This is a genomic window from Clostridium sp. CF012 (assembly GCF_018861755.1).
Lineage (GTDB): Bacteria > Bacillota > Clostridia > Clostridiales > Clostridiaceae > Clostridium_AD.
Genome location: NZ_JAHLEF010000005.1, coordinates 61,343 through 87,384 on the forward strand (window position 1 = coordinate 61,343; position 26,042 = coordinate 87,384).

Genomic DNA, 26,042 nt, shown 5'->3' on the forward strand with positions numbered 1-26,042 from the left:
ACTTTAATTTCTCCTACTATTTTGTTTTGCTCCCTTTTTCGATTGCTTCAATTAACCCATTTAGGTAAGTAGCTCCTAGTGCACGATCGTATAATCCGTATCCTGGCATTGCAACCTCATCCCAAATAGCACGACCATGATCAGGACGTACTGGTCCATCAAAGGAAACTTCATGGAGTGCTTTCATTATTTCATACATATCTAATGAACCATCCGTTGATAAATGAGCTGCTTCGTCAAATTTACCTGGTGCATGATGAATTAAATTACGTACATGTGCAAAATGGATTCTTCCCTTTGCGCTACGGATTATATCACAAATATCGTTACTCGGATTTGAACCTAATGAGCCTGTACATAGTGTAATTCCATTAAATTCTGCATCTACTGCTTTTAGGAGTTTTAATATATTTTTTTTATTATTTATAATTCTTGGAAGATCAAATACAGGCCATGCAGGATCATCTGGATGAATTGCCATCATAATATTGTGTTTTTCACAAACTGGACGGATTTTATTTAAAAAGTATACAAGATTGTCGAATAATTTTTCTTCATTAACATCTTCGTATTTCTCAAATAATTCTTTTACGTATTCTAATCTTTCTGGCTCCCAACCTGGCATTACAAATCCATTACTATTTTTATCAATTTCTTCAAACATTGTTTGAGGATCAATTTTATCTATTAAATCTTGATCATAGGATAGAACAGTAGATCCATCTGTTCGCATTTTTGCTAGGTCTGAACGAGTCCAGTCAAATACAGGCATAAAGTTATAACAAACCATATTAATACCGGCTTTACCTAAATTTTCTAAGGTTTCTATATAATTCTCAATATACTGTTCTCTTTCAGGCAATCCTATTTTAATAGAATCGTGAATGTTTACACTTTCTATTCCTTCTATTTTGAGTCCACTAGCTTCAACCTCTTCTTTTAATTTTAAAATATTCTCTAAAGGCCATGCTTTTCCTGCAGGAATATCATAGAGTGTTGTAATAACACCTGTAACCCCTGGAATTTGTCTTATTTGCTTTAGTGTAACTGAGTCGTGCTTGCTACCGAACCATCTTAATGTCATGTTCATAAACTTGTCCTCCTATATTTTTATTTTTGTTTTTATTTATAACCCATTAATGTAGGTAACCACATGGAAACCTTTGGTACGTAAGTTGTAAGCAATAATACAATAAAAATGCCTACATAATATGGTATTAACTTTAGCATTACATTTTCAATTGTGGTTTTCGCAACCTTAACACCAACAAAGAGTATGTTTCCTACTGGTGGTGTAATTGTGCCTATACATAAGTTAAATGTAATCATTATACCAAACTGAATTGCTGACATTCCAAAGCCTAAACAAATTGGTAAAAAAATAGGTGTAAAAATAAGTATTGCAGGAGTAATATCCATGAAAGTTCCTACAAACAATAACACCAAGTTAATAATTAATAAGATTATTATTTTATTGCTACTAAGGGATAATAATGCGGCTGAAATTGCACCAGGAATTCCAGTGAATGCCATAACCCATGCCATAACACTTGATATACCAATCAAAAATACTATGATACCTGTCATTTCGGCACTTTCTTTATAAATAACATATAAATCTTTAATTTTTATTGTTTTATAAAAGAATAAAGATAATATTAAACTATAAGCAACGGCTACCACTGAGCCTTCCGTAGCTGTAAATACGCCTGTGATAATTCCACCGATAACAATTAAAATTAATAATAAGCTTGGGATGGCTTCAACAGATGTTTTTAATGCTTGCTTTAGAGTAACGCGTTCTTGGCTACGGTATCCTTTTTTCTTTGCTATAAAGTAAGCAACTACCATGCAGCTAAGACCCCATAGAATTCCTGGAATATAACCTGCCATGAATAGTGCTGCCACAGAAGTTCCACCACTTACAAGCGAAAATGTTATTAATACATTGCTTGGAGGTATTAGGAGTCCTGTTGGTGCAGTTGCTATATTTACAGTTGCCATATAATCACGGTCATAACCATCTTTTTCTGCAATAGGTCCTATAATAGAACCCATAGCTGATGCTGCTGCAACACCTGAGCCTGAAATGGCTCCGAACATCATATTTGCAACTGCATTTGTATGTGCCATTGCACCGGGTATTCTACCTGATAAGATTTTTGCAAAGTTTATTAAACGGATAGCTATTCCACCTTTATTCATAATATTACCTGCTAGAATAAAGAATGGTATTGCTATTAATGTAAATACAGATATTCCTGAAAAGGTTCTTTGTGCCGCTGTCAAAACCGCAGCGTCAAAATTTAGTACTGGTAATATAGCTAGTAATGAAGATATGCCTAATGCAATTGAAATTGGAATGCCTCCAAGCAATAAAACTATTAAAACTATTGCTATTATTAGTCCTGATGTTAATGCTATGCCCATTTATTTGCCTCCTCTTTTATTTAGATTTCTCTGTTTTAAATTGTGAAATCAACTCATTTATATTAAGGACATTAAAAATAATTATTAAAACTCCGCTTATAGGTACTATAACGTAGATATAGGACATAGGTACTCCTAGTGAAGCAGTAACCTGTAGAGATGTAAGTTTTGTAATTTGCATTCCGCCATAAACAAGTACTAAAGCAGAAAATATTAAAATCAATCCTTCGGAAATAATTGTTAAAAATACACTTGCTTTTCCCTTGAATAAATTCGCAACAAATTCCATTCTCATGTGTTCACGTTTTCCAAAAACTAGTGCAGCCGATAATAATGCCATCCATGTAAATGAAAATGTTAACAGTTCTTCTGAAATTGTACTAGGAGAATTAAACACATATCTTGTTATAATCTGATATAATCCTATAATTGTTATAAAAATAAAGAGTGAAATACATATTACTTCCAGTGCTTTAGTTAACTTTATTTTAAGACTTCCCATGTTATTTCTTCTCCTTTACTTGTATATTTATTTCTTGAATTTTATCATATATAGGTTTTAATTTCTCATTCTTTGCTAATAACTCTTTTTGTAATGGAAGTACCTTTTGTTTAAATAATTCTACATCAGGGTGTATAAACTCTACTCCCATGGACTTTGCCTGTTCAACTGCAACTGCTGTTTTAGCACCCCATTCTGAACGTTCAACCCTATTACACTCCTCTGCTGCTTCATCAAATATCACTCTATCTTCGGGTGATAAGCTATTTAAAAATTTAAGATTCCCTATCAATAAGTCAGGGACCATCTGATGTTGATTGTATGTATAAAACTTAGCAATTTCTCCGTGTTTGTTGTTAGTCAATGCTAATTCATTATTTTCAGCGCCATTGATTACTCCTGATTGTATAGCTGTATATACTTCACCAAAGCTCATAGGTGCTGCTGCTGCTCCAAATAATTGCATCATTCTTACATTTGCAGGACTTTGCTGAACACGGATTTTTTTACCTTTCAAATCATCAGGGGTTCTGATAGGTGTTGTAGCATAGAAATTTCTTGTACCCGCATCAAACCATGTAACTGCCTCAAAACCAGCTGCTTCTGTAGACTTAAATATACTACTCATTAATTCTTTATTTTCCATTACCTTATAATAACCGTTTACACTGTCAAATAAATAAGGCATACTAAATATTTGATAAACCTTATCAAAGGTTTCTAGATTACCAGTACTTGCAACTGCGAAATCAATTGCTCCTGTTTGAACCAGTTCTATTGCTTTTACAGAAGGACCTAGTAATTCATTAGGAAAAATCTGGACATCATATTTATTACCTAATTTAGACTCTATATGTTTTTCAAATGCTAGAAGTCCTATATGGTCGGGATGATCTTGTGATTGTGAATGAGATATACGAATAATTCGTTTTCCATCAGTAACACTGCTGCACCCAATTAAACCAAAAGCTAAAGTTGAAGATAACAGTAATGCAATAGTTTTTTTCATTGATTTTAACATGTTTTTTCCTCCTTTGTTGCCTCATATAATTTTATTAAGTAATTAGAAAGTGATTATTTTCTAATTACTTTCCACTGATAATCCCTGTTAACGTTGTCATTTAATTATATTCTCCACCCAAGTTATTTTATTTAACACACATAATTATATAAATTTTAGGTAGGCAGTTACTGTTAACGTGAACAATTACTCGCAAACTTAGTGGAAATTATGTTATCCTTGCCACTGAGTCTCTCTCAACAAGTTCCGTATTAATATATATTTTTTCTCCACAAATTTTATCATTTTTTCCTTCAACACAATTATTATCTATAATATGCAAAAGTTTTTCTGCACCTTTTCTACTTACTTCAATAATAGGTCTTCTTACAGTAGTTAAAGCAGGCGTTAGGTACGCACCTATCTGGTTACCATCAAACCCCATAATGGAAATGTCCACAGGAACATTGAGTCCTGCCTCGAATGTAGCTTTCATTGCCCCTACAGCCATTTCATCATTTGAACAAAACACCGCTGTTGGAACCTTCTTCAAACTCAATAACTTTTTCATGGCAATGTATCCACTTCCAATAGTATAATCACCTTCAACCATATATTCACTTTCCACTTGTAGTTTGTTTTCAATTAATGCATGTAAAAATCCATTTTTTCTCTCAACAGTAGAATTAAATCCCGTTTTACCTTCTATTATGGCTATATGTTTATGTCGATTTTGAATCAGATATGATACAGCTTCATAAGCTCCTTTTTTATCTGATGATAATATATTAACTAGTGAACTCTCATCTATATCTCTGTTTAATACAACTAATGGTATCTTCTTCTCCAGTAAATAGTATATAAAGGAATTATCACTATCACTTTGGCTCATCAATATAATACCATCAAAACTTCTCTTATTAATGAATGTAAAATTTTTGTAATCATCAATTCCCCTAACTACCAGATTATAACTTTCATTTATGACACTATTTACACCACTTACAGTTTCAAAAAAGAACCTTGATGATGTTACTTCACTTATAGTAGTAAAAAACAATCCTATGTTATAAGATCTATTTAATACCAAGCTTTTTGCATTATAATTTGGTACATAATTAAGGTCCTTTGCTATTGCCATTATTTTAGCTTTTGTCTCTACATTTATAAAAGGACTGTCATTAAGTGCTCTTGAAACCGTAGTATGTGAAACCTTTGCAATTTTAGCTATATCTTTTATTGTTACTTCCATTTTTAACACCCCTATGTCACTAGTAAATACTTATATAATACCATAACTGAAACCACTTAACTAACACATTTAGCATTTTGCACTTAATGATCAGTAATCTTACTTAGTGATTTTCTATTATTTAAAACATTCCTAGTGAACAATTGTGTAAAATACTATTGTTTACGTTAACAATCAATTCCAAAATATGTTTTCGCATTATTATAACATATGCCTTGAACAATACTTCCTAGAAGTTCCATATCCTCAGGTACTTCGCCATTATCAACCCATTTTCCTATTAAATTACATAATATTCTTCTAAAGTATTCATGCCTTGTATACGATAAGAAACTTCTTGAATCCGTTAGCATTCCTACGAAACGACTTAAAAGTCCAGTACTAGCTAAGGTTTTCATTTGTTCTATCATACCTTCCTTACTATCTAAGAACCACCAAGCTGCCCCAAATTGTATCTTTCCTGGAACTTCAGTGCCTTGAAAGTTTCCAAGCATAGTACTAAGTATATAATTATCTTTAGGATTTAAAGTATATAGTATAGTTTTTGGAAGAAAATTATCCACTTCTAATGAATCTAATAGTCTTGAAACAGAATTAGCCATGCACTCATCGTTAATCGAATCAAATCCAGTATCTGGCCCTAATTGTTTTAACATTTTTGTGTTATTATTTCTTAGTGCTGCAAGATGTAGTTGCATTGTCCATTTAAGCTCTGAGTATAATCTGCCTAAGAATTGTAATGTATATGTCATATATTTGCTTTCTTCGTCCTGGCTTACAGTTTGTCCTTTTAATGCCTTTGAAAATATATCAGCTACTTCTTCTTTAGAAGCTTCCATATGTATTAGGCTATCTAAGCCATGATCTGAAATTCTACAACCCACTTCGTTAAAGAATCTCACTCTTGATTCTAGAGCATTTAGGAATTCATCGTAATTTTTTATATCCTTTTTATAGACTTGTTCAAGCTTTTCAACCCAGGGAATAAAAGTATCTTTATTTATTTGAAGTCCTTTATCAGGTCTCAAAGCTGGTAAAACCTTTACACCGAATTCTGTGTCTGCCTTAAGCTTAATATGATATTCAAGTGAATCTATGGGATCGTCTGTTGTACACAATGCTTTAACATGCGACTTAGTAATTAAATCTCTTGCTCCAAAGCCGTCTCCCTTAAGTAATTCATTTACCTTTTCCCAAATAGCTGGAGCAGTCTTTTCATTCAAAACTTCATATATTCCGAAAAATCTTTGAAGTTCTAAGTGTGTCCAATGATAAAGAGGATTACCTATAGTCATAGGCATTGTTCTTGCCCATGCCATAAATTTTTCATAATCACTAGCGTTCCCAGTAATGTATTTTTCGTCTATACCATTACTTCTCATAGCTCTCCATTTATAATGATCTCCATATAACCATGCTTCAGTTATATTCTTAAATCTTTTGTTTTCAAAGATTTCTTTTGGATTTAGATGACAATGGTAATCAATAATAGGCATATCTTTTGCATAATTGTTATATAGATTTATAGCTGTGTCGTTAGATAATAAAAAATTATCATCCATGAATTTTCTCATGCTCTCACCCTTCTTTTATTGAATTATGGATTATTGTTCACGTTAACAATTACATCAACTTGTTTTATATTATAGACTAAAATATTATATAATGCAATAGTGAAATCGTTAACTTTTATACGTATATTACTTCCTAAATTAATATTAAAGAATTATGCTAAACCTTCTATACCTTTTCTATTTTGCTAAACACACTTAAAACTACACAAACTATCATCAAAATAATAGCAAATACAATAGCAGTCATTCCAGCCAGAATCCCAAAAGCATCTGATAGTGCGCCGGTTATAATTGGCATCATGATAGCTCCAAGTCCACTTACCATAAGTAATACGCCCATTGACATCGGATAAGTTTTAATAGTGTTACCAATAGTTGAAATTGTTGTAGGATAAATACCTGCCATAGAAAGTCCCAGGCCCATTATAGCTATTGTAATAACAGTTAAATTTTGTGACGATAGTAATAACAAGTAAAAACCTGCGGTTCCAATACTTGTTGTAAGTAGCAATGCTTTTTTCGATACTTTATCTCCTAAAAAGGCACAGGTTAATCTACCAACAAGAATGACTGCCCATAATAGTGACGCAAGCTTCTGCGCATATTCTATGGTCATGATCCTTGAATCTATAAAATATTTAACCATCCATCCGTTAATAGTTGCTTCTGCGCACAAATAGAAAAATAAAATTCCGGCGCTAATCAAGAAATTCCTATTTTTCAAGAATTCATAGGATATTTTTACTTTTTCTTTCTTTTTTGTAGCATCATCTATTTTCATTTTCGAAAAAAGAAAAATAGAAATAATTGCTAGAACAATAATAACACCAGCAGCTATTTTCCAGCCCTTGTCCCCACCTATATTTGTAGATAGTATCACTAAAAATGGAGCAATTAAAGCACCAATAGCAAAAATACTATGTAAAAAATTAAGAGCTGCGGGACTGCTGTTTGACACCTCATTTACAATAGTGTTGTTAAAATTAGAGATGCTTCCCCTACTTAATCCTGTAAATAAAAATCCTAAAATAAGTAATACTGGGTTACCGGTTAAAACCATAATTGAAAATCCCATAACAACAAAGCTACATAAAAACATTATGGCTTTTTTTCTTCCTAAATAAAGCGGCAACACACCTGCAATAAACCCTGCTATCAAGTTACCTGCTTGATGCGCAGAGAGCAATGCCCCACTCATTGTATTGTTTAGCCCATATTCATTACTGATTATCGGTAAAAGTGAACCTAAAATCATAGCATATAGACCATTGACTGCAAAAACAAAAAAACAACAAATCAAAATGTACTTCTTGTCTTTACCTAGCTCCGAATAAAATACTGGTTGTTTCATATAAATAAAGCCCTCCCAATTTTTAATAAATACTGTTATCGTCTAACATTCTACATAAAATGCAAAATACCTCCTTTTTAAAATACTTTGTCTATTTTTAAGATGTTATTTCGTCACAATATTCGTCATTTCTACAAAAACCTCCTTATCTAAGATAAGGAGGTAGATGAATTTTTCCTTTCATGTTCTAAAAGCCACTGCTTTCTATTAAGCCCACCGGCATATCCTGTTAAGCTCTTATCAGTTCCAATCACTCTATGACAAGGTATAATTATACTAATAATGTTTTTACTATTAGCCTTACCAACAGCCCTTGAAGCCTTTTCGTTTCCAATTGCAATCGCTAGCTCCTTATAAGATAAAGTCACTCCATAAGGTATCTCCACTAAAGACTTCCAAACCTTTTCTTGAAATTCAGTGCCATGTACTTCACATTTTATTTCAAATTCAATTCTTGTTCCTTTAAAGTATTCATCAAATTGTTTAATAACGCTCTTCAAAATCTGCGGTTCTCCTGTACTTTCCTTAATTTCATCTACAAACATAGCTGAAATTACTGCATCGCCCGAAGTTATTATTTCCAATATTCCAATAGGCGAATTATAATATCCATAATATTTTTTAGTCATTTAGGCACCTCCATAAGTAGAATGTAGCATAGGCTTCCCATCCACGCCACTTCACCGATATTTTTTTTTCTCTATTGTAGACTTTTTATATAACCTAAAATACCTTTTAATGTATATGTTCCCTATAGCTGATGTGGGTATTCATTTTAGTTTAGAGTATTTGTTCAATACTCTAAACTAAAACTCCCCCAATCGTAGTCATTTTATCCTACGATTGGGGGGCATTTTGCAATGTCCATTCTTACTTATTAAGATGCTTAATAACTTTAATAATGGTTTTCATTTATAATTAATTAATAGAATTTTACAAATTCAGCAGTAGGCTTTCTATACCCTCTTATTTTGCTACTACTTTTGTCTATTTTACCCATGGTAATCATAATAACTGGCACTTCATTTTCTGGAATATTTAATAACTTGCTGATTTTATCTTTATCAAAATATATCATTGGACATGTATCCCAGTCTTTATTCTTAGCTAAAAGCATAAATAACATTGCTGATATAGATGCATTCCTAATAGCTTCATCATGTAGAAAGCCTTTTCCACCATCTTCATATACATGATTAATGCTATCAATTAGAATTTGGTATTCAGTTTTATCTATCATCCCCAGCATCATTGACCCTTCATATATGGTTTCCGCTGATAAATAAGCATTTTTATCTCCAGTAACTATTATTGTTGCTGAAGCAGTTTTTATTTTATACTGTTTAAAAGCCGCATCATAAATTTTATCCGTTAATGATTTATCTTCTACAACATAATAATTAGCATGTTGTAAATTAAATGCAGAAGGCGCCAATGAGAGTTCTGTAAATATTTCATTAAAATCTTCTCTTGGTATTACAACATTTTCAATGAATTTGTTAGCCGATCTTCTTTCTCTAACAATTTTTAAAAATTCATTCATTATATAATCTCCTCTTTCAAAATAATTTTGTTTTATCTAGATGCATGTCCAACCCTATTATGTTAAATAACTGTTTCATTGTCAATTATTATTTATATCTGCAAAGAGATAAAACAAAACATAACCTAATACAAAAAATCCAGGACTAAATCGCATCTCTGCAACCTAGTTCTCAATTTTTGCTGAAACTAAACACAATTATTGAATCTTTTCTATTATAATTTGCTGCCCTTTAGCATCTACCCCTATGATAGAGCCCTCACTAATATCTCCCCTGATAATTTTCTTAGCAATAGATGTTTCTAAGACATTTTCAATATATCTCTTTAGTGGACGTGCACCATAAATTGGATCATAACCTTCTTCTGCCATAAGCTCTTTAGCAGCATCCGTCACCTTCATTGATATATTTTTGTCTTTAAGCCTATTTTTGATATCTTCAAGGAATATATCAACTATACCTTCTATTTCTTTTGTATCTAGTGGTTTAAAGAGTATAATATCATCCAATCTATTTAGAAATTCTGGTTTAAACTTTGATTTCAGCTCGCTCATAACTCTATCACGAATATATTGCTCTATACTTCCACTTTCTTTGTTCTCCAAAAGATAACTACTTCCAATATTTGAAGTCATAATTATTATACAGTTTTTGAAATTCACAATCTTACCTTGATTATCTGTCAGCCTTCCATCGTCTAATATCTGAAGAAATATATTAAATACATCTTCATGAGCCTTTTCTATTTCATCAAATAACAATACACTATAGGGCTTTCTCCGTACAGCTTCCGTAAGCTGACCACCCTCTTCATAACCTACATATCCTGGAGGAGCTCCAATAAGTCTAGAAACAGAATATTTCTCCATATACTCTGACATATCTATTCTTATTATACTTTCTTTACTCTCAAACAGCGTTTTAGCTAGTGTTTTAGCAAGTTCCGTTTTCCCAACGCCAGTAGGTCCAAGGAATAAGAATGAACCAATAGGTCTTCTCGGGTCCTTCATGCCAGCTCTTGCACGAATAACAGCATTGGAAACCGCTATTACCGCTTCCTTCTGACCAATTACCCTTTTTGATAACTCATCTTCAAGCCTTAGGAGTTTTTTTCTTTCTCCTTCTACTAGATTTGCTACAGGTATTCCAGTCCACTTTGATACTATCTGTGAAATTTCACTTTCTGTTACCTCTTCTTTAAGCATAGCTGTTTCATTATTTTCATGTATGCCTTCTTCTTTTTCTTTTATCTGAGCTTCCAGTTTTGGAATTACTCCATATTTAAGCTCCGCCACTTTACTTAAGTCATATTCTCTTTCTGATTTTTCTATCTCTCCCCTTGAGGCATCGAGCTCTGCTTTTAAATTTCTGATTTCAACTATCTTAGATTTTTCTTTTTCATATTTTGCTGTCATTTCATTATCTTTATCTTTTAAATTACTTAATTCTTTCTCCAAGACCTCCAACCTTTTCTTTGAAGCCTCATCCTTTTCTTTTGATAGTGCATTCTTTTCAATTTCAAGTTGGAATATCTTACGTCTAGTCATGTCCATCTCGGTGGGCATACTATCTATTTCAGTCCTTATCATAGCACAAGCTTCATCTATAAGATCTATTGCCTTATCTGGGAGAAATCTCGCGGTTATATATCTATCCGAAAGTTTTGCTGCGGCTATTATGGCTGAATCATGAATTCGTATCCCATGATATATTTCAAACTTTTCTTTAAGACCTCTAAGTATTGACACAGCATCTTCAACCGTTGGCTCCTCAACGGTTACTGGTTGAAATCTTCGTTCTAAGGCCTTATCCTTCTCTAAGTATTTTCTATATTCATCAAAAGTAGTTGCACCGATACAATGAAGGCTTCCTCTGGCCAGAAGTGGCTTTATCATATTTCCTGCATCCATAGAACCCTCTGATTTTCCTGCTCCCACTATATTATGAATCTCATCTATAAATAAAATTATTTTACCTTCACTATTTTCTACTTCTTTAAGTACTGCTTTGAGCCTTTCTTCAAACTCACCTTTAAATTTAGCCCCTGCAATAAGAGCTCCCATATCTAAAGAAAATACTATTTTATTTTTAAGTCCTTCTGGTACGTCTCCCTTTACAATTCGTTGGGCAAGTCCCTCCACTATAGCAGTTTTACCTACTCCAGGCTCTCCTATAAGTACAGGATTATTTTTTGTCCTTCTAGAAAGTATCCTTATAACCCGCCTAATTTCATCATCACGTCCTATTACAGGATCTAATTTATGCTTTTTAGCTTGCTCCACAAGGTTTATTCCATATTTCACCAATGCCTCATAAGTACCTTCTGGATCAGGATTTTCGACTCTTTGATTTCCGCGAACCTTCGATAATGCATTCAAAAATTCTTCTTTAGTTATATTAAATTTCTTTAAAATATCTCCTATCTCTTTAGTCTTTACATCCATAAGACCGAGCATTACATGCTCCACACTTATAAAAGAATCTTTGAATTTTTTAGCTTCATCTTCTGCTCGCACAAAAACCTCTTCAAACCTTCTAGTAGCATGAACAGATCCTGTATCTGCACCGCTTCCTGTAACTCTCGGCATTCGGTTTACTTCTTTGTTAATATCCTCATTAAGTTGCCTTATATTCACTCCCATTTTGCTGAATATATTCGGAATGAGCCCATCCTCTTGAGCAATAAGTGCTGCAAATAAATGTATTGTATCTATTTGCTGATGATTATTTTTTACTGCTATTAATTGAGCTTCATTTAAGGATTGTTGAACCTTTACCGTTAGCTTTTCCACATCCATAAAATAACCCTCCCTTTAGTTTGAATATTTCTACTATTATTATATCACTAACTAATCTATTAATGCTAGATGCTAACTCCTTAGGTATCGCACCCAATATTCAGTGATTTCATATAAAAATAACAAAAGCACTTACTCAAGTAAGTGCCTTTTGTTGTTATTTTTTAGGTTTTCTTGCTTTGACTTTTGTGACGACTGGTGCAAGCTCAGTACCTTTTTCAATTATCTTTTTCTTTTTTTTCACCTTGTTCGGATTTTTATCTCCCATTTAGTTTCACCCCTTATCTCTTATCCATTTTTAGGGATATATATAAATTATGGATATATTTGTGTTGATTGCCTATCAAAAAAGCCACTTCCATAAAAAAAGCGACTTTTAATAGTTCTATTAACTCATTCTTTTTAGCACTCTCTAGTAACGAGTGCTAATTCATCCACTATATCACACAATTACTACTAAGTCTAGCTTAACTGCCAATTGTTCTTGACTCTAACTGAATTCATTGGAATAATCAAAAAATAATATACTTACAATAATAATAGCCAAATTATATTTGCGTGCATTTATAATTGTCTTTGTATATTATTTAAGCATTGCCTGTGCTATTTGTATAAGTTGCTCTTTACTTAATGCTTCCAGATACCTTTGACGTTCAATAAATGTGCACTCTTCTAAAAGTCTTCTTTCTTTACTAGTTTTTATATAAATACCAGAAAGCATTAAATCTTGACTACTACAATCCATGTAATGCCTTTTCCATATGTTATAATATTTAGTCGCAATAATTTCATTGTAACCTTTCTCCATTAACTTCCTAATACCTGTTTTTCTATCTTGCTTTTCACAGCATTCACAAAGCTTATATATTTCTTCCAGCTTTATCATTTTTCTTTCCCTTCTTCCTTACCCAACAGGAAACATAAAAATACGGCTTCCTGTTTATTTTATCCATCTATACAGAATTTTTACTCATATTATTAATTTGCCCCAAAAGTAAAAAGGCCCAGAACATAAATCTGAAACCTAATTTTTCCAATAAAGAATCCAAAAGAGCTTTATCTCTTAATGTTGTTATTGTTTATTTACACATGTCTACAGTTTACATTATAGCATATATTTCACTTAAATATATGTGAAATATATGTTAATGTCAAACATACAAACAACATTCTATTTATTTATCTTCCCAGCCCTTACCAACATCTATCCACTTTTTACTTTGCGAATATTTATGGAGTTCCTCGCAGGTAAGTTTAATAGCTGAATTGCTACTTCCACAAGCAGGATAAACGGTAACAAATCGCTTAAGAGATTTATCTAAAAATACAGGTATATCATTTTCTAAACCAAAGGGACATACTCCACCTACTGCATGTCCTGTATATTCGAGGGTTTCATCCGGTGTTAGCATCTTTGCTTTAAACCCAAATTCATCCTTAAATTTCCTATTATCTGTTTTTGCATCACCTGCTGTAACTATAAGCATAGCACCTTCTCCATTTTTAAAACAGATAGTCTTAGCAATCCTTGCAGGCTCTACACCCACTGCCTCCGCCGCGAGTTCCACAGTAGCACTGGATGTTACAAACTCTAAAATGTCTTTATCCTTATCCCATTTTTTAAAATACTCCTTAACAGTATCTATAGCCATAATTTATCATCCTTTCAATTTATTACGTAATTTTCACTTCTACCAATTTTAACTTTAAAATCATATCTCTAATCTTATTATAGTCTATATTCATTAATATTAGTGTACAATTTGATATAACCATTCTTTACACTTTCATTAAATTAAATATCACAACCATTTAAGCATTTATTTTATTAATCTTTCGATATATTTTGTAACCTATTGGCACCAAATTGCGCCATCATTGTTGCCTTAAGGTTCCAATTATGTTATACTGTATACATATATTATATAAATGGAGGTTTTATGGTGAGCGATATCGGAAAATTTATTCTTGAGCATCGAACTGCAAGAAATTTATCTACTCGTAAACTAGCTGCACTGGCAGACATTAGTCATACAGAAATCCATCGACTTGAAAATGGAGAAAGAAAGAATCCATCACCACTGTTATTAAAATGCATAGCTAACGCGCTAGCTTTACCCTATGAAGATATTATGAGAGCTGCAGGCTATATGGATATTATCGCTACTACTACACACCTTTCTGGCATTGATGATTTAACAGACCAAGAGATAGAAGAAGTAAATAATTTTATTGAGTTTTTGCGTAATAAACGAATTAAGCAAAACTCTAAATCCTAGTTTTTAAACTTTATGAACGGACGTGATGTATATTTGAATATCCTTATTAAAAAATTTAAAGAAGTTTTATTTTCTGTACTCCCAATTACTTTGATAGTATTACTATTGAATTTTACAATTATTCCTCTTGAAACGCATCTAATACTTAGATTTCTATTAGGTACAATTTTCATAATATTGGGACTATCTATATTTTTACTTGGTGTTGATACTGGAGTTACCCCTATTGGTACTTTAATGGGAAGTTCTCTTGCTAAAAACGGTAAAGTAATGGTCTTAAGTATTTCCGGATTAATACTTGGTTTTTTTATTACAATCGCTGAACCTGATTTGCATATTCTTGCTAGCCAAGTTAGTAACGTAACATCAGGATTAATAACTAAAGTTTCGATTTTAGTCATTGTATCCATTGGTATTGCAATTATGCTATCTATAGGTTTATTAAGAATAGTTTATAATAAATCACTGCATAAAATATTAACTGTAATATATTTGGTTATTTTCGCGCTATCTTTATTCACATCTTCCGAATTTTTAGCAATATCATTTGATGCTTCGGGTGCTACTACGGGGGCAATGACTGTCCCATTTATATTGGCTCTTGCCTTAGGAGTTTCTTCACTAAAAAAAGATGGAATAGCTTCTGAGGAAGATAGTTTTGGACTAGTAGCCATAGCCTCTACAGGCGCTATTTTATCCGTTATTATTATGAGCATTATATCAACATCTGATAAAGTTACTGGTTCCCTAACAAATAGTACTGTCGGCTCAACCTCAATTATAAATCCATTTATTGAAAAATTGCCAACTATGATAACTGAAGTTTTTTTCACTTTGCTTCCATTATTATTATTGTTTCTTATATTCAATAAAATATCATTTAAGCTTTCGAAGAAGTCATTTTTAAAGATATTAAAAGGTCTTTTATATTCTTACATTGGATTAGTCTTATTTTTAACCGGAGTAAATGCTGGTTTTATAGAAATTGGAAGGGTAGTAGGCTACAGCGTTGCTTCCTTAAATAATGATTGGATTCTTATCCTTGTTGGTTTTGTACTTGGATTAGTAGTAATATTAGCCGAGCCAGCTGTTCATGTACTCACTAATCAGATAGAAGCTGTAACCCATGGACATATAAAAAAGAATGTAGTAATTTTCACTCTTTCTATAGGAGTTGCCTTTGCCGTAGCACTATCAATGTTAAGAATAATTATACCCGAAATTCAGTTGTGGCATTTTCTTTTGCCAGGATACACAATTTCAGTTATTATGTCATATTTTGTGCCGAAGCTATTCGTAGGAATAGCATTTGACTCTGGCGGCGTTGCTTCCGGACCAATGACAGCCACTTTTATTTTAGCCTTTGCACAAGGTGCCGCTGACTCCATGGAAGGGGCCAACGTATTAATCGATGGGTTTGGTATAATTGCCATGGTGGCTTTAACCCCCTTAATTGCTTTGCAAATTTTAGGTTTAATTTTTAAAAGTAAAGCTAAAAAAGTAGAGCTAAAGGCCAACACAAAAACATAAATATTTTTGTGTTGGCTTTACTCCTATATTGCAAAAAAAATGCACAGATGATAACTGTGCATTTTTTAAATTATTCTTATTGAGCTTCAAGTAAGGTTCTACACTCCAAGCTTCTCTGAAATTTTCAACATCGCATTTAAAGAAAGCTCTGCAAATTCCTCAAAAGTAATTCCTAAATTTACAATGGAATACATGGCTTCTCTATTAGCACTAGCAGCGAATCTTGTGTCTTTCATTCTTTTTACTATAGATTTTACTTTTACATTTGAAAGTTTTTTATCTGGATAGGCAAGAGCAATAGCCGTAATAAATCCGGTTATAGGGTCACCAGCATAAGCCGCCGCATCCATTTTACTGATTATTTTTGTTCCATTTAACGGGTTATGTGCACATATTGAATGGTATATTCGTTCATTACCAAAACCTTCTGTTTTTAATATCTCTACTGCAGTGGGGCCGTGAAGTTCTGGATTTTTAAGCCAATCTATAGTTGTTTCATCTAAGTCATGCAATAGACCTGTTATTCCCCACTCTTTTTTATTTTCAGGCTCTAATTTTTCAGCTAAAGCGCTCATTACAGCCTCAACAGCATAACAATGAAGGACTAATTTATCATTCTTCAAATGTTTAAGTAAAAGTTCTTCTGCCTTATCTCTATCACTCATATTTATCATCCTTTCTTCTATTGTTTTTTAGTCAATTATATCACTAAAATTACCTTTTTTCATTGTTAACTCTCTATATATTTTCTTAATGTTTAATCTTAAAAGCAAATAACGCCCCAAAGCCTCCACCAATAATATGTGCAAGTTGAGATATATTATCCTGAGCAAAAGCACCTCCAAAAATTTCCTTACCAACAAATACAAAAAACACAATTATTAAAGTAAGTGGAATTTTACCCTTCTCAGCATTTGTAAAGGAGCTTAGAATAATAAACATATAAACAATGCCACTAGCACCCATAAGAGCATTGCCAGAGAAAATTACGTGGATTATTCCAGTAACCAAAGCTGTTACTAATATTAACTTCACTAAAACTTTTGAACCATATTTTTCTTCTAGCATAGGTCCAGTTATTAAAATTATTATGAAATTTCCTGAAAAATGAGCCCAATTAGCATGACCTAATATATAAGAAAAAAGCCTTATATATTGAAGCGGATCTAAAAAAGAGGTTCTATAATTTGAAAAAAGAAAGGAAGTCAAAGAACCATTTGTTAAGTAACCTAGTAAATAGCTAATAAGAGCTAAAAAAGTAAAAGTCAATATCACTGGTGAATTGTATTGTATTTTCTTTAATTTTGTAATCATTATATTTCCCCCCATTTGAATTCATAATAAAAGAGTAACTTAATTTAAATACTCTTTTATTATGAATATACTATTTGAATAAGTCAATAAGTAAGCTCAGTCATTCTACATTAGCATTTCCAATTTTTCATGTATCCGTAAGACAATTAACACCCTAGGAGCTGAAAATCTCCTAGGGTGTTTTATAAAGCGAATTTATATTATTATATCGATAAAATAAAAATTAACCACTAATCATTTATATAATCTGAAATATTTAAATTATATTCCTTTGCCAATTTAAGAAGGTCCGTCTCACTTGTACTTTCTACAGTCACAATTGGTGACTTAATTCCTAATATGCCTACTTTATCCAATAAATCTTTTTTTAATTTTTTATAATCTATTTTATTCACCATCCTTCCTATTTATTCTTTTCATTGTTTTATTTCTCTTTATTATTAATACTATTCAATTACCTTAAATAATATATTCTATAAAAAATCTTCAATCCCTTTATTTTTCGACAAATATTTTACTTTAAAATTCTTCTAGCCTCTATCAACCTCTGAAGTGCAGTTATTGCAATTAACATTGAGAATATGCCCGTTATTAATTGAAGATGTGTAGGTATCAAAATCATTAGAGTAAAAAATATAAACCCTTCTGTTCGCTCTGCTACTCCCGCTTGGTAATAGAAAGATTTACCTCCCTTATTTTGAGAAAGTGCACCTACTGTTAAAAAAATAGTCATGGATATTATTATTGCAGCTGTTAAAAATAATAAGTGCATCCTAGACTGCGGCTCTTTCAAGGCCATTGCTAAAATAACTCCCAATTCAACTAACCGATCAAAAGTTATATCCATAAGTGTCCCCCAAGGGGTTGAAGTGTTACTAACTCTCGCCATTTCACCATCTACCGCATCAAGAAAACCTGAAACCCATAAAAGTGTAACTGCGATTAAAGGCTTACCCGCGTATATAAATACAAAGGGTAATAAGCCAATTATAAATGCAATAATAGTTATGTTGTTAGGTGTCATATTTAGGTTTAAAAATATATTAGCTACACCCTTAAAAAGTGGACTTATGTATTTTCTACCATGGGTGTCTAACATTTTTATCAACCCTTTCTACTCTATAAATACTATTAAAATTTTTCAATTCTTCTTTTACCAATGTACCTATTAATCCACTTTTCAGCAGTATTGCTTTTCTTCTGCTGAAAAATAAAGCTTGAAAACATCTCTTCATTAAACATCAAATCCAATAAATGCACAGCATTTTTTTCTCCCATTGACAAAGATTCAACGCAAGTTTGGCAGTAAGTTAGTATATGGTCTGAAGGAGCCTGCGCTGCTCTTTTGCTCATATGTTCTGTTGCAAGTTTGCTATTAGTTACCCCTACCATAGCACCTGACCCACAACATAATGTTTGCCTTCTAGAAAATTTAAATTCTTCCATTTTGATTCCCATTTTTTTTATAATTTCTCGAACCGCGTCCTGCGTGTTCTCTTCATATCTTGTTGGGCAGGGATCATGAAGACTAAATTTAATATCTACATTGTCATATTTATTTAACAAACCACCTGAGATAACACTTTCATTGATTTTCTCCCAGACCGTAGTAATTTTCAAATTAGGGCTATTTTTTTTTATACTTGTAAAACAATTAGGACAAGTTGTAATTATTTCAGTTATCTTTAATTTTTGAATCTCGTGGTCAAGCTGGGAATAATACTGTTTAAACCCCTGCTCATCTCCCATAGTATGAGTTGGATTTCCACAGCATTTCAAAATAATTTTTATCCCTGGTATAATATTTTGAAGATATTTATAAGTTTTCATAACAATTTCAGGACTATAAGACATAAGACTACATCCTGGAATAAATGCAGTTGAACTAACATCTTCTACCGCTTTTGAACTGGCTGAAAATAATCTTGAAAAACTATTTTTCTGATGAAATTTTACTACCTTATAACCCAATGGCCTTATAACCTTTTTATGAGTTGTAAAAGCATATCTTCGTAATTCTAAATAAAGCTCCTTTTGATTGATATCCCTGGGACATACCTCAATGCACAAATTGCATAAATTGCAAGAATAGGGTATCTCTACATCTACTTCACCCTTTCTTATTATTTCACCAAAAAGTTCTTTAGGCGATGAGCAGTAGTTACCTAACATTATACAGTTTTTCATGCACTTCTTGCAACCAATACATTCACTTGACATTGTTTCTACCCGCTTTAAGATATCATCACTTAAACTAATTTTTCTCATAGATAATCACCCTTTGTTTTGTTTTTTTCCTTATATATATTTTTAATTAGCAACATTAATATGCTTACAGCAAATAAAGTTAGAGGTCCAAAAAACATCATTCTTGTTCCACTACCATTGCACTGCTCCAAGATAATAGTGCTCCATTCACCCAGCCAAATAACCCTATATTAGCTACTGATAGTTTATAAAATACTATGTAATTCCCCCAATAATTATATAACAAATGTATACTTTTTAAAAATAGATGCTATCTATATATAATTAATTATCTATAGATAGCATCTATTCCTCTTTTTATATCCCTATTAGTTGCTGAATTTTTTCCAATAAAAAATTGTTGACATAATGGTAATTTTTGTATTAATATTTAAATTGTGCTATATTTTTCTCCATATTTTCCGCTAATTCGGCTAAAACTTCACTGGCTTTTGCCATTTCATCCATAGAAGCCGTTTGTTCTTCAACTGACGCTGAAGTTTCCTGCGTGCTTGCAGCATTTCCCTCTGATATAGAAGATAGATTTGCTATCATTCCAATAATATCTTCTTTCCTACTGTTCATCTCTTGTCCAGATTCATTTAAGGTTTCTATAATCAGTTTCATTTTTTTTATGGTATTTGAAATACCCTCAAACTTTTCATTTGTGTTATATACACCTTGAGTCTGGGTTGCTGCAATTCCACCTACCTCTTCCATTGTTTTAACAGCTTTTTCAGTCTTTTCCGAAAGCTCTTGAATCACTTTTGCAATTTCAGACGTAAAGTCATTAGACTGTTCTGCAAGCTTTCTAATTTCATCCGCTACTACTGCAAATCCACGTCCTGCCTCTCCAGCTCTTGCTGCTTCAATAGCGGCATTTAGAGCTAATAGATTTGTTTGATCTGCAATATCTTTAATCATTTCACTAGCCTTTTCTATCTTTACTGCACTATCATTGGTTTGAATAATAGTAAGATGTATATTGCTAGTGGCATTGCTACTTTCTGCGGTTTTTTCAACTAAATGTTTTAATGTTTCAACTCCTTCGTTCGTTTGCTTATTAACTTCCTCTAAAGCCTTATTTAAGCTATCCATCATATTTAGGTCCTCTGCTATACAATCACCTAGCGCATTAACATTTATAACGCCTTTTTCTGTTTCTCTTGCTTGATCACTAGCGCCCATTGCAATTTCTTCTACCGCCCTTGATATTTCCCCTGATACTGCAGATAATTGATGGCTGCTTAATGTTAATTCTTTTGATGATGCAGCTACCTGCTCTGATGTATTTCCTACATTTTGGATTATTCCTTTGATGTCATTTTTCATTTTATCTAAGGCCTTGGCCATTTCTCCAAATTCATCAGTTTTATCTAATAGCTCTTTAGGCATTGCTTTTGTAAAATCACCTATGGCCATAATTCCTAAAATTCCCTTTAGCTTATCAATTGCTTTTATGGCATAATTTGCTGTACTAAATAAAAATAAAGCAAGAATAGCAAAAGCAACAATTCCCAATATAGCAATAATAACAATATTCTTATTTATAGCTAAAGTAACTTCTGCCATGGAAATCCCAAGGTCAATTGCTCCAATTTGTTCTCCATCTACAACAACAGGAACTAAAACATCCTGTACCTTAATTGCTTTAGAACTACCTTCGGTTTTATAATCAAATTGTGAAGAAAACATTTTACCTTCTAAAACAGCTTTTTTTGCTACCTTCGTCCGTAAGTTGTGTTCCTATTCTTTTCTTATCTCCATGGGCAACAGCTTTCAAATTTTTATCAATGAAAAGTGCGTAAACAACACTCTTGTCTTTTACTAAATCTTCAACCAAGGTTTGATAGCTAAATTTTTTAGTCAGCGTTTCAACTTCATTTGCTCTTATACCTACTTGAATAAATGTATTGTCCATATTTTTCAAGTATCCATACTTATTATAATTATCCGACTCTGAATCCTTTCTTATCTCTTCCATAAGCTCATCTTTTCCGCTTACTCTAAAGTTATCTATTGAATCACCTTTTTTAGACTTCCATCCAACATAAGAATCAACAGTCGAATAAATAATCTTTCCCTCTGGAGAATACCAATATATTTCATCCACACCTGAACTTTTTGCAATTTTTTTCAATATATCACTACTTAAAATCTTTTGACTTGATATTGCGATTTTTGCTGCTGTTTTAATTTTTTCTTCTAACATTGTATTAATGGTTTTTAAAGATTGCTTGTTATTAATTACTTGAGACACTATTTTATTTGCAAGGAGCATACCATCTCCCTTTGTCTGTTCAAGTAGGCTTGCTCTAACCGACCATGAAGATACAACCCCTATTACTGTAATACCAATAAACATAACAACTAACGGAATCGTAATTAGTTTTACCTTAATTGAACTCTTTCTTGCTCTTTTTTTAAATTTCATCATAATTCGCCCTTTATTAACCTTATTCTACATATTATTGTAAATTCCTTTTTTATATTGCCTACTATGAGCGTATATTATAATTATGTGATAACCCTTTGATTTTTTTTAAATAAATACTACTTATAAATATATATAATAAAACATAGGCAAGCTAAAAAAGAAGAATAGCCTCTATTCTTCTTTTCTATAACGTCTATCCCTTAAATATATTTCCTTAACCATTCCTTTGTTTCTAAATCGGTAAATGCTGCATCAACACTATTAAGATATATTTGTTTATACGCTTCAAAAGTAATGTTAAATTCCTTTAATAATATATTACATTCCTTTGTCATGTCTGTGTCCGATACAGTTCTGTTATCAGTATTAACTGTCACTTTTACCCCATCATTATAAAAATCGTAAAAGGGGTGATCTTCAAATGAACCAACTGCTTTAGTCTGAATATTACTTGTTGGACACATTTCAAGAGTAATTCCTTTATCTTTTACAACGTTATAGGCTTCAATGCAGTCTTTAATAAATACCCCATGCCCAATTCTTTCTGCCCCTAAAAGTTCCACTGCTTCCAAGACATTTTTACCTATTCCTGTTTCACCTGCATGAATGGTTACTCTATATCCATATTCTCTAGCAAGTTTTATAGGTTCTATGAATTTTTCACAAAAGCCTTCGCTTTCAGATCCGCATAAGTCTATTGCGACTACGCCTTTTGAAAGATATTTCCTGCCCGCTTCTACAACCTCAAAAGCTTTATCAATAGACATAAATCTCATACATGAAAGTATTACATTCCCTTTTATATCATATTTCTCTTCCGCATCTTTAATACCAGATATTACACTCTCTATTATCTCGCATACCCTTAACCCATTTGTTATATGAAGTAGTGGTGCAAATCTAACTTCAATATATTTTACATTCTCTTTTGCAGCGTCTTCAAGAAGCTCATATGTAATTCTTCTTAAACTCTCCTTTGATTGCATTACTAAATTAGGAATTTCAAACCTTTTTAAATACTCATCAAGGGACTTACATTCAGCTGGGGCAATAACTTCTTTTTTAATATTTTCAATATCATAGTAGGGAATACTTATACCCTCTTCCTTAGCTATATCAATTATCGCTTCCGGTCTTACACTACCATCCAAATGGCAATGCAATTCAATTTTAGGTAAACTTTTAAAATCCATATTGTCCTCCTTTATAATCGCCTTCTCAAGTTGTTAATTTTACAGCATCGCAGGTAATAATTTAATCTTCATTAATCAAAAAAAATCCTGATCACAAAAAAGACACAAAAAGATGTATCTTCTTCGTAATCAGGATTTTTAGGTTCCTGGTAGAAACCCCCAAACCATATTATTGGGGTTATACGAATTTAAAGTAACATTTATAATTATTCACAAGTAATTATTTATATACCACTCTAAATTTTAATTTATATTTTTCTATTTTATCACAAATGAAAAAATAGTCAAGCTGTGAATTTCCATTAAATCTTAATACCTTAAAACAACTAATATAGTCATAGAAACAAAATAAATAACTAATGGAATATATTGTTTTATATCTTTATTAGTACTTTTCTCATCTCTTAGAATGTTTTTTTCTCCTTCACTATATTCTAAGCTTTTATTGTACTCTAGGCTTTCGGAGTTTTCTTCTTCAATGTATTCTAATCCTTCTTTTTCTTCTTTATATTCTTTCAATTTTCTTAGGTTTATAAATAATATTGCACCACCAATCAGAAAAAATATTGAAGCTCTAAGTAGTGCTACCGTGAAGCTAACATTCATTGCATCCGCTGTGGTGGCTGCTTTTGCTGGATCAATGACGCCACTTTCTATTCCAGTATTCATAAGCTTCATGTAACTCAATGCAACTTTACTTAAAATAAAGGATATTGCATTATTGGCTGCATGAAGTATCATACTTCCTAATAGTGAACCTGTATATTCCCTTACCTTTAATAGTATATACCCCAAAAATAGTACATAAATGATTTGCATTACATTGCCATGAAAGGTAGCGAAAATTGCAATTAAAATAAAATATTTTACTTTTTTATTTATACCTTCGTAAGCATCTAAAAAAATTCCTCTGAAGAATACTTCCTCAAAAAATGCTGGCACCAAAATTACCACAAATAACCCTAATATTGTTGAGCTACTATTTAGTAAGTTAGATATTGCCATACTATCCTTTACTGCAACGGGAAATAACTTCATGCTTAGTGAATTAACTCCTACTGCAAAAATATAGGTACCAACAGAAACAAGCATTGTTAAAATAACTTGTTTTATAGAAATTTTCTTTATTACCATTACTTTCGCAAATTTTCTTTTAGTAATTCTGCAATATAATAGTGCAATGCCACCAAGTGCTATAACACTAGTTCCTCCCGAAAGTATAAGTGAAATATCCCCACTTATGGGCTCATTTAATTTGAATAACATAATTGCGAGTAATGGAATTGAAACAAATAACAATAATGCTAGCAGTAATAAACTATTAGCTAATAATATTTTTTTATTTTTCATAATTTTCTCCTTTAAATATAAAATTCACAAAATAAATACCAAATCAAAGACAGCTATATTTTTGAAGCTATCTTATCTTCTAAGTAGCACACTCTCCACAAATACAACTTTAACTGCAATAAATGCAAGTGCTACAATATATATAATAAGCCAAGCACCTACAATAATCAAATGCTTCATGTTTAATATTCCTAAAAGAATTTCATTTATAATAGCTATGGAGTTTACAATGGGTATGTTTAAGAATACATAGCTTAAATTCTTAATATCAATAAAAAAGAATAAATAATTTAGTATTATAACCAAGAACAATACTGCAGTCATATAAGCCTGTGCCTCTTTGAAATTCTTAGCATATAGCCCAATCATAAATTGTATAAGAGATATTCCTATATAAGTTAATAGAATCATAAGTAGCATTATACTTATATTCACCGCGTTTAACGTACTAATATTTATAAGTTCTGTCTTTACTGCCTTTGAAGTTATTATAAAGGCCCCTAGTGAAACTAAAATTTCTGCAAAAACAATTACGAGCAGCGCAGCATATTTAGCCCCTATAACTATACTTCGCTTCGCCTTTGTTAACATCAGTGCTTCTAGTGTACCCCTCTCCTTCTCTGTTACACAAATTTCTATAACTACTTGCATTCCAATGCTCAAGGGGAACAATAAAATACACATAGGTAATACATAAAAAAAGCCTGCTTGCTCCTCTGTTACCTTAGATACATTTACTTTTTTTGCGGAATAACTATCTAATATATTTATGTCTATTCCCTTTGAATTTAAGGTACTTGCTACTAATTGTTTTTCATAATCTTGTATAATACTTTCTATTTTAGTATAATTCTCATCCATTATATCCGTAGTTTTTCTGTAGGTAATTAGTTCTATAGGTTGACCAGCTTCTAAGGCTTTTGAAAATCCATCGGGGAATTCTAGCACCAAATCAAAATCTTCTTTTGCTACTTTAGTATCTTCTATTACTATCTTCATATTTTTATCCATTGTCTTTATCTTCTGTATTAAGGGCTGTGCTTCTTCGTCCTTTTGTACTACTATTTTAAACTTAAATTTAGAACTATCCTTTGAGGACCCCTCTATCATTTTGTTAATAGCACCTTGCACATTAAACATATATATATACATTATAATTGGTATTAGAAAAAATGAGATCAAACTTTTTTTATCTCTAATAAAATTTATTAACTCTTTTTTCAAAACTGCATAAAACATCT

Annotated in this window: 24 protein-coding genes and 1 riboswitch; of the genes, 2 read left to right on the forward strand and 22 right to left on the reverse strand. The window is 31.9% G+C overall.

The features are described from left to right. Positions 1 to 16: 16 nt before the first annotated feature. The 12 genes from uxuA to KPL50_RS07070 all read right to left on the reverse strand — a co-directional run bounded on the left by uxuA (position 17) and on the right by KPL50_RS07070 (position 14,103). Complete coding sequence (uxuA, locus tag KPL50_RS07015; protein WP_216297748.1) at positions 17 to 1,090, reverse strand: mannonate dehydratase; 1,074 nt, start codon at positions 1,088 to 1,090, stop codon at positions 17 to 19. Positions 1,091 to 1,122: 32 nt separating this feature from the next. Next, complete coding sequence (locus KPL50_RS07020; protein WP_216297749.1) at positions 1,123 to 2,430, reverse strand: TRAP transporter large permease; 1,308 nt, start codon at positions 2,428 to 2,430, stop codon at positions 1,123 to 1,125. 16 nt (positions 2,431 to 2,446) lie between these two features. Continuing rightward, positions 2,447 to 2,932 (reverse strand): TRAP transporter small permease, encoded by a 486-nt coding sequence (locus tag KPL50_RS07025; RefSeq protein WP_216297750.1) that lies wholly within the window; start codon positions 2,930 to 2,932, stop codon positions 2,447 to 2,449. Position 2,933: 1 nt separating this feature from the next. Further along, positions 2,934 to 3,953 (reverse strand): TRAP transporter substrate-binding protein, encoded by a 1,020-nt coding sequence (locus KPL50_RS07030; protein ID WP_216297751.1) that lies wholly within the window; start codon positions 3,951 to 3,953, stop codon positions 2,934 to 2,936. 208 nt (positions 3,954 to 4,161) lie between these two features. Then, positions 4,162 to 5,184: a LacI family DNA-binding transcriptional regulator gene (locus KPL50_RS07035; RefSeq protein WP_216297752.1), complete on the reverse strand. Its 1,023-nt coding sequence runs from the start codon at positions 5,182 to 5,184 to the stop codon at positions 4,162 to 4,164. Between the two features lie 167 nt (positions 5,185 to 5,351). Further along, a complete protein-coding gene (uxaC, locus tag KPL50_RS07040) occupies positions 5,352 to 6,758 on the reverse strand; it encodes a glucuronate isomerase (protein ID WP_216297753.1) in 1,407 nt (468 codons plus the stop codon). A 166-nt stretch (positions 6,759 to 6,924) separates the two neighbouring features. Then, positions 6,925 to 8,109, reverse strand: coding sequence for a sugar MFS transporter (locus KPL50_RS07045; protein ID WP_216297754.1), 1,185 nt, complete (start codon positions 8,107 to 8,109; stop codon positions 6,925 to 6,927). Positions 8,110 to 8,258: 149 nt separating this feature from the next. Then, the gene (locus KPL50_RS07050) at positions 8,259 to 8,738 is read right to left on the reverse strand and encodes a methylated-DNA--[protein]-cysteine S-methyltransferase (protein WP_216297755.1); all 480 of its coding nucleotides are present in this window, start codon (positions 8,736 to 8,738) and stop codon (positions 8,259 to 8,261) included. A 293-nt stretch (positions 8,739 to 9,031) separates the two neighbouring features. After that, positions 9,032 to 9,652 (reverse strand): nitroreductase family protein, encoded by a 621-nt coding sequence (locus KPL50_RS07055; protein ID WP_216297756.1) that lies wholly within the window; start codon positions 9,650 to 9,652, stop codon positions 9,032 to 9,034. A 198-nt stretch (positions 9,653 to 9,850) separates the two neighbouring features. After that, complete coding sequence (gene clpB / locus KPL50_RS07060) at positions 9,851 to 12,451, reverse strand: ATP-dependent chaperone ClpB (RefSeq protein ID WP_216297757.1); 2,601 nt, start codon at positions 12,449 to 12,451, stop codon at positions 9,851 to 9,853. Between the two features lie 583 nt (positions 12,452 to 13,034). Next, positions 13,035 to 13,337, reverse strand: coding sequence for a hypothetical protein (locus KPL50_RS07065; RefSeq protein WP_216297758.1), 303 nt, complete (start codon positions 13,335 to 13,337; stop codon positions 13,035 to 13,037). Between the two features lie 289 nt (positions 13,338 to 13,626). Continuing rightward, on the reverse strand, positions 13,627 to 14,103 hold the full coding sequence (locus tag KPL50_RS07070; RefSeq protein WP_216297759.1) for a YbaK/EbsC family protein: 477 nt from the start codon (positions 14,101 to 14,103) through the stop codon (positions 13,627 to 13,629). A 291-nt stretch (positions 14,104 to 14,394) separates the two neighbouring features. On the opposite strand from KPL50_RS07070, the gene KPL50_RS07075 reads away from it, so the two are divergent. After that, positions 14,395 to 14,730, forward strand: coding sequence for a helix-turn-helix transcriptional regulator (locus KPL50_RS07075; protein ID WP_216297760.1), 336 nt, complete (start codon positions 14,395 to 14,397; stop codon positions 14,728 to 14,730). Positions 14,731 to 14,763: 33 nt separating this feature from the next. Continuing rightward, positions 14,764 to 16,260 carry a DUF1538 domain-containing protein gene (locus tag KPL50_RS07080; protein WP_216297868.1) on the forward strand — a complete coding sequence of 499 codons (1,497 nt, stop codon included), beginning with the start codon at positions 14,764 to 14,766 and terminating at the stop codon, positions 16,258 to 16,260. A gap of 98 nt (positions 16,261 to 16,358) precedes the next feature. Here KPL50_RS07080 and KPL50_RS07085 read toward each other — a convergent pair whose 3' ends face one another. From KPL50_RS07085 to KPL50_RS07130, 10 genes are all read right to left on the reverse strand, one after another. Continuing rightward, positions 16,359 to 16,925, reverse strand: coding sequence for an HD domain-containing protein (locus tag KPL50_RS07085; RefSeq protein WP_216297761.1), 567 nt, complete (start codon positions 16,923 to 16,925; stop codon positions 16,359 to 16,361). A gap of 85 nt (positions 16,926 to 17,010) precedes the next feature. After that, entirely contained in the window at positions 17,011 to 17,574 is a 564-nt protein-coding gene (locus KPL50_RS07090; RefSeq protein WP_216297762.1) for a rhomboid family intramembrane serine protease, read from the reverse strand. 230 nt (positions 17,575 to 17,804) lie between these two features. Beyond that, a complete protein-coding gene (locus KPL50_RS07095; RefSeq protein WP_216297763.1) occupies positions 17,805 to 17,972 on the reverse strand; it encodes a hypothetical protein in 168 nt (55 codons plus the stop codon). Between the two features lie 116 nt (positions 17,973 to 18,088). Next, positions 18,089 to 18,673 (reverse strand): CDP-alcohol phosphatidyltransferase family protein, encoded by a 585-nt coding sequence (locus KPL50_RS07100; RefSeq protein ID WP_216297764.1) that lies wholly within the window; start codon positions 18,671 to 18,673, stop codon positions 18,089 to 18,091. A 32-nt stretch (positions 18,674 to 18,705) separates the two neighbouring features. After that, the gene (locus KPL50_RS07105) at positions 18,706 to 19,842 is read right to left on the reverse strand and encodes a (Fe-S)-binding protein (RefSeq protein WP_216297765.1); all 1,137 of its coding nucleotides are present in this window, start codon (positions 19,840 to 19,842) and stop codon (positions 18,706 to 18,708) included. Positions 19,843 to 20,205: 363 nt separating this feature from the next. After that, on the reverse strand, positions 20,206 to 21,516 hold the full coding sequence (locus tag KPL50_RS07110; RefSeq protein WP_216297766.1) for a methyl-accepting chemotaxis protein: 1,311 nt from the start codon (positions 21,514 to 21,516) through the stop codon (positions 20,206 to 20,208). Between the two features lies 1 nt (position 21,517). Next, positions 21,518 to 22,255 carry a hypothetical protein gene (locus tag KPL50_RS07115; RefSeq protein ID WP_216297767.1) on the reverse strand — a complete coding sequence of 246 codons (738 nt, stop codon included), beginning with the start codon at positions 22,253 to 22,255 and terminating at the stop codon, positions 21,518 to 21,520. A 203-nt stretch (positions 22,256 to 22,458) separates the two neighbouring features. Continuing rightward, positions 22,459 to 23,451 (reverse strand): adenosine deaminase, encoded by a 993-nt coding sequence (gene add / locus KPL50_RS07120; protein ID WP_216297768.1) that lies wholly within the window; start codon positions 23,449 to 23,451, stop codon positions 22,459 to 22,461. Positions 23,452 to 23,557: 106 nt separating this feature from the next. Further along, positions 23,558 to 23,657: riboswitch (purine riboswitch) on the reverse strand. Between the two features lie 103 nt (positions 23,658 to 23,760). Further along, positions 23,761 to 24,801 carry a CPBP family intramembrane glutamic endopeptidase gene (locus KPL50_RS07125; RefSeq protein ID WP_216297769.1) on the reverse strand — a complete coding sequence of 347 codons (1,041 nt, stop codon included), beginning with the start codon at positions 24,799 to 24,801 and terminating at the stop codon, positions 23,761 to 23,763. 72 nt (positions 24,802 to 24,873) lie between these two features. Then, positions 24,874 to 26,040: an ABC transporter permease gene (locus KPL50_RS07130; RefSeq protein WP_253200493.1), complete on the reverse strand. Its 1,167-nt coding sequence runs from the start codon at positions 26,038 to 26,040 to the stop codon at positions 24,874 to 24,876. Positions 26,041 to 26,042 lie beyond the last annotated feature (2 nt).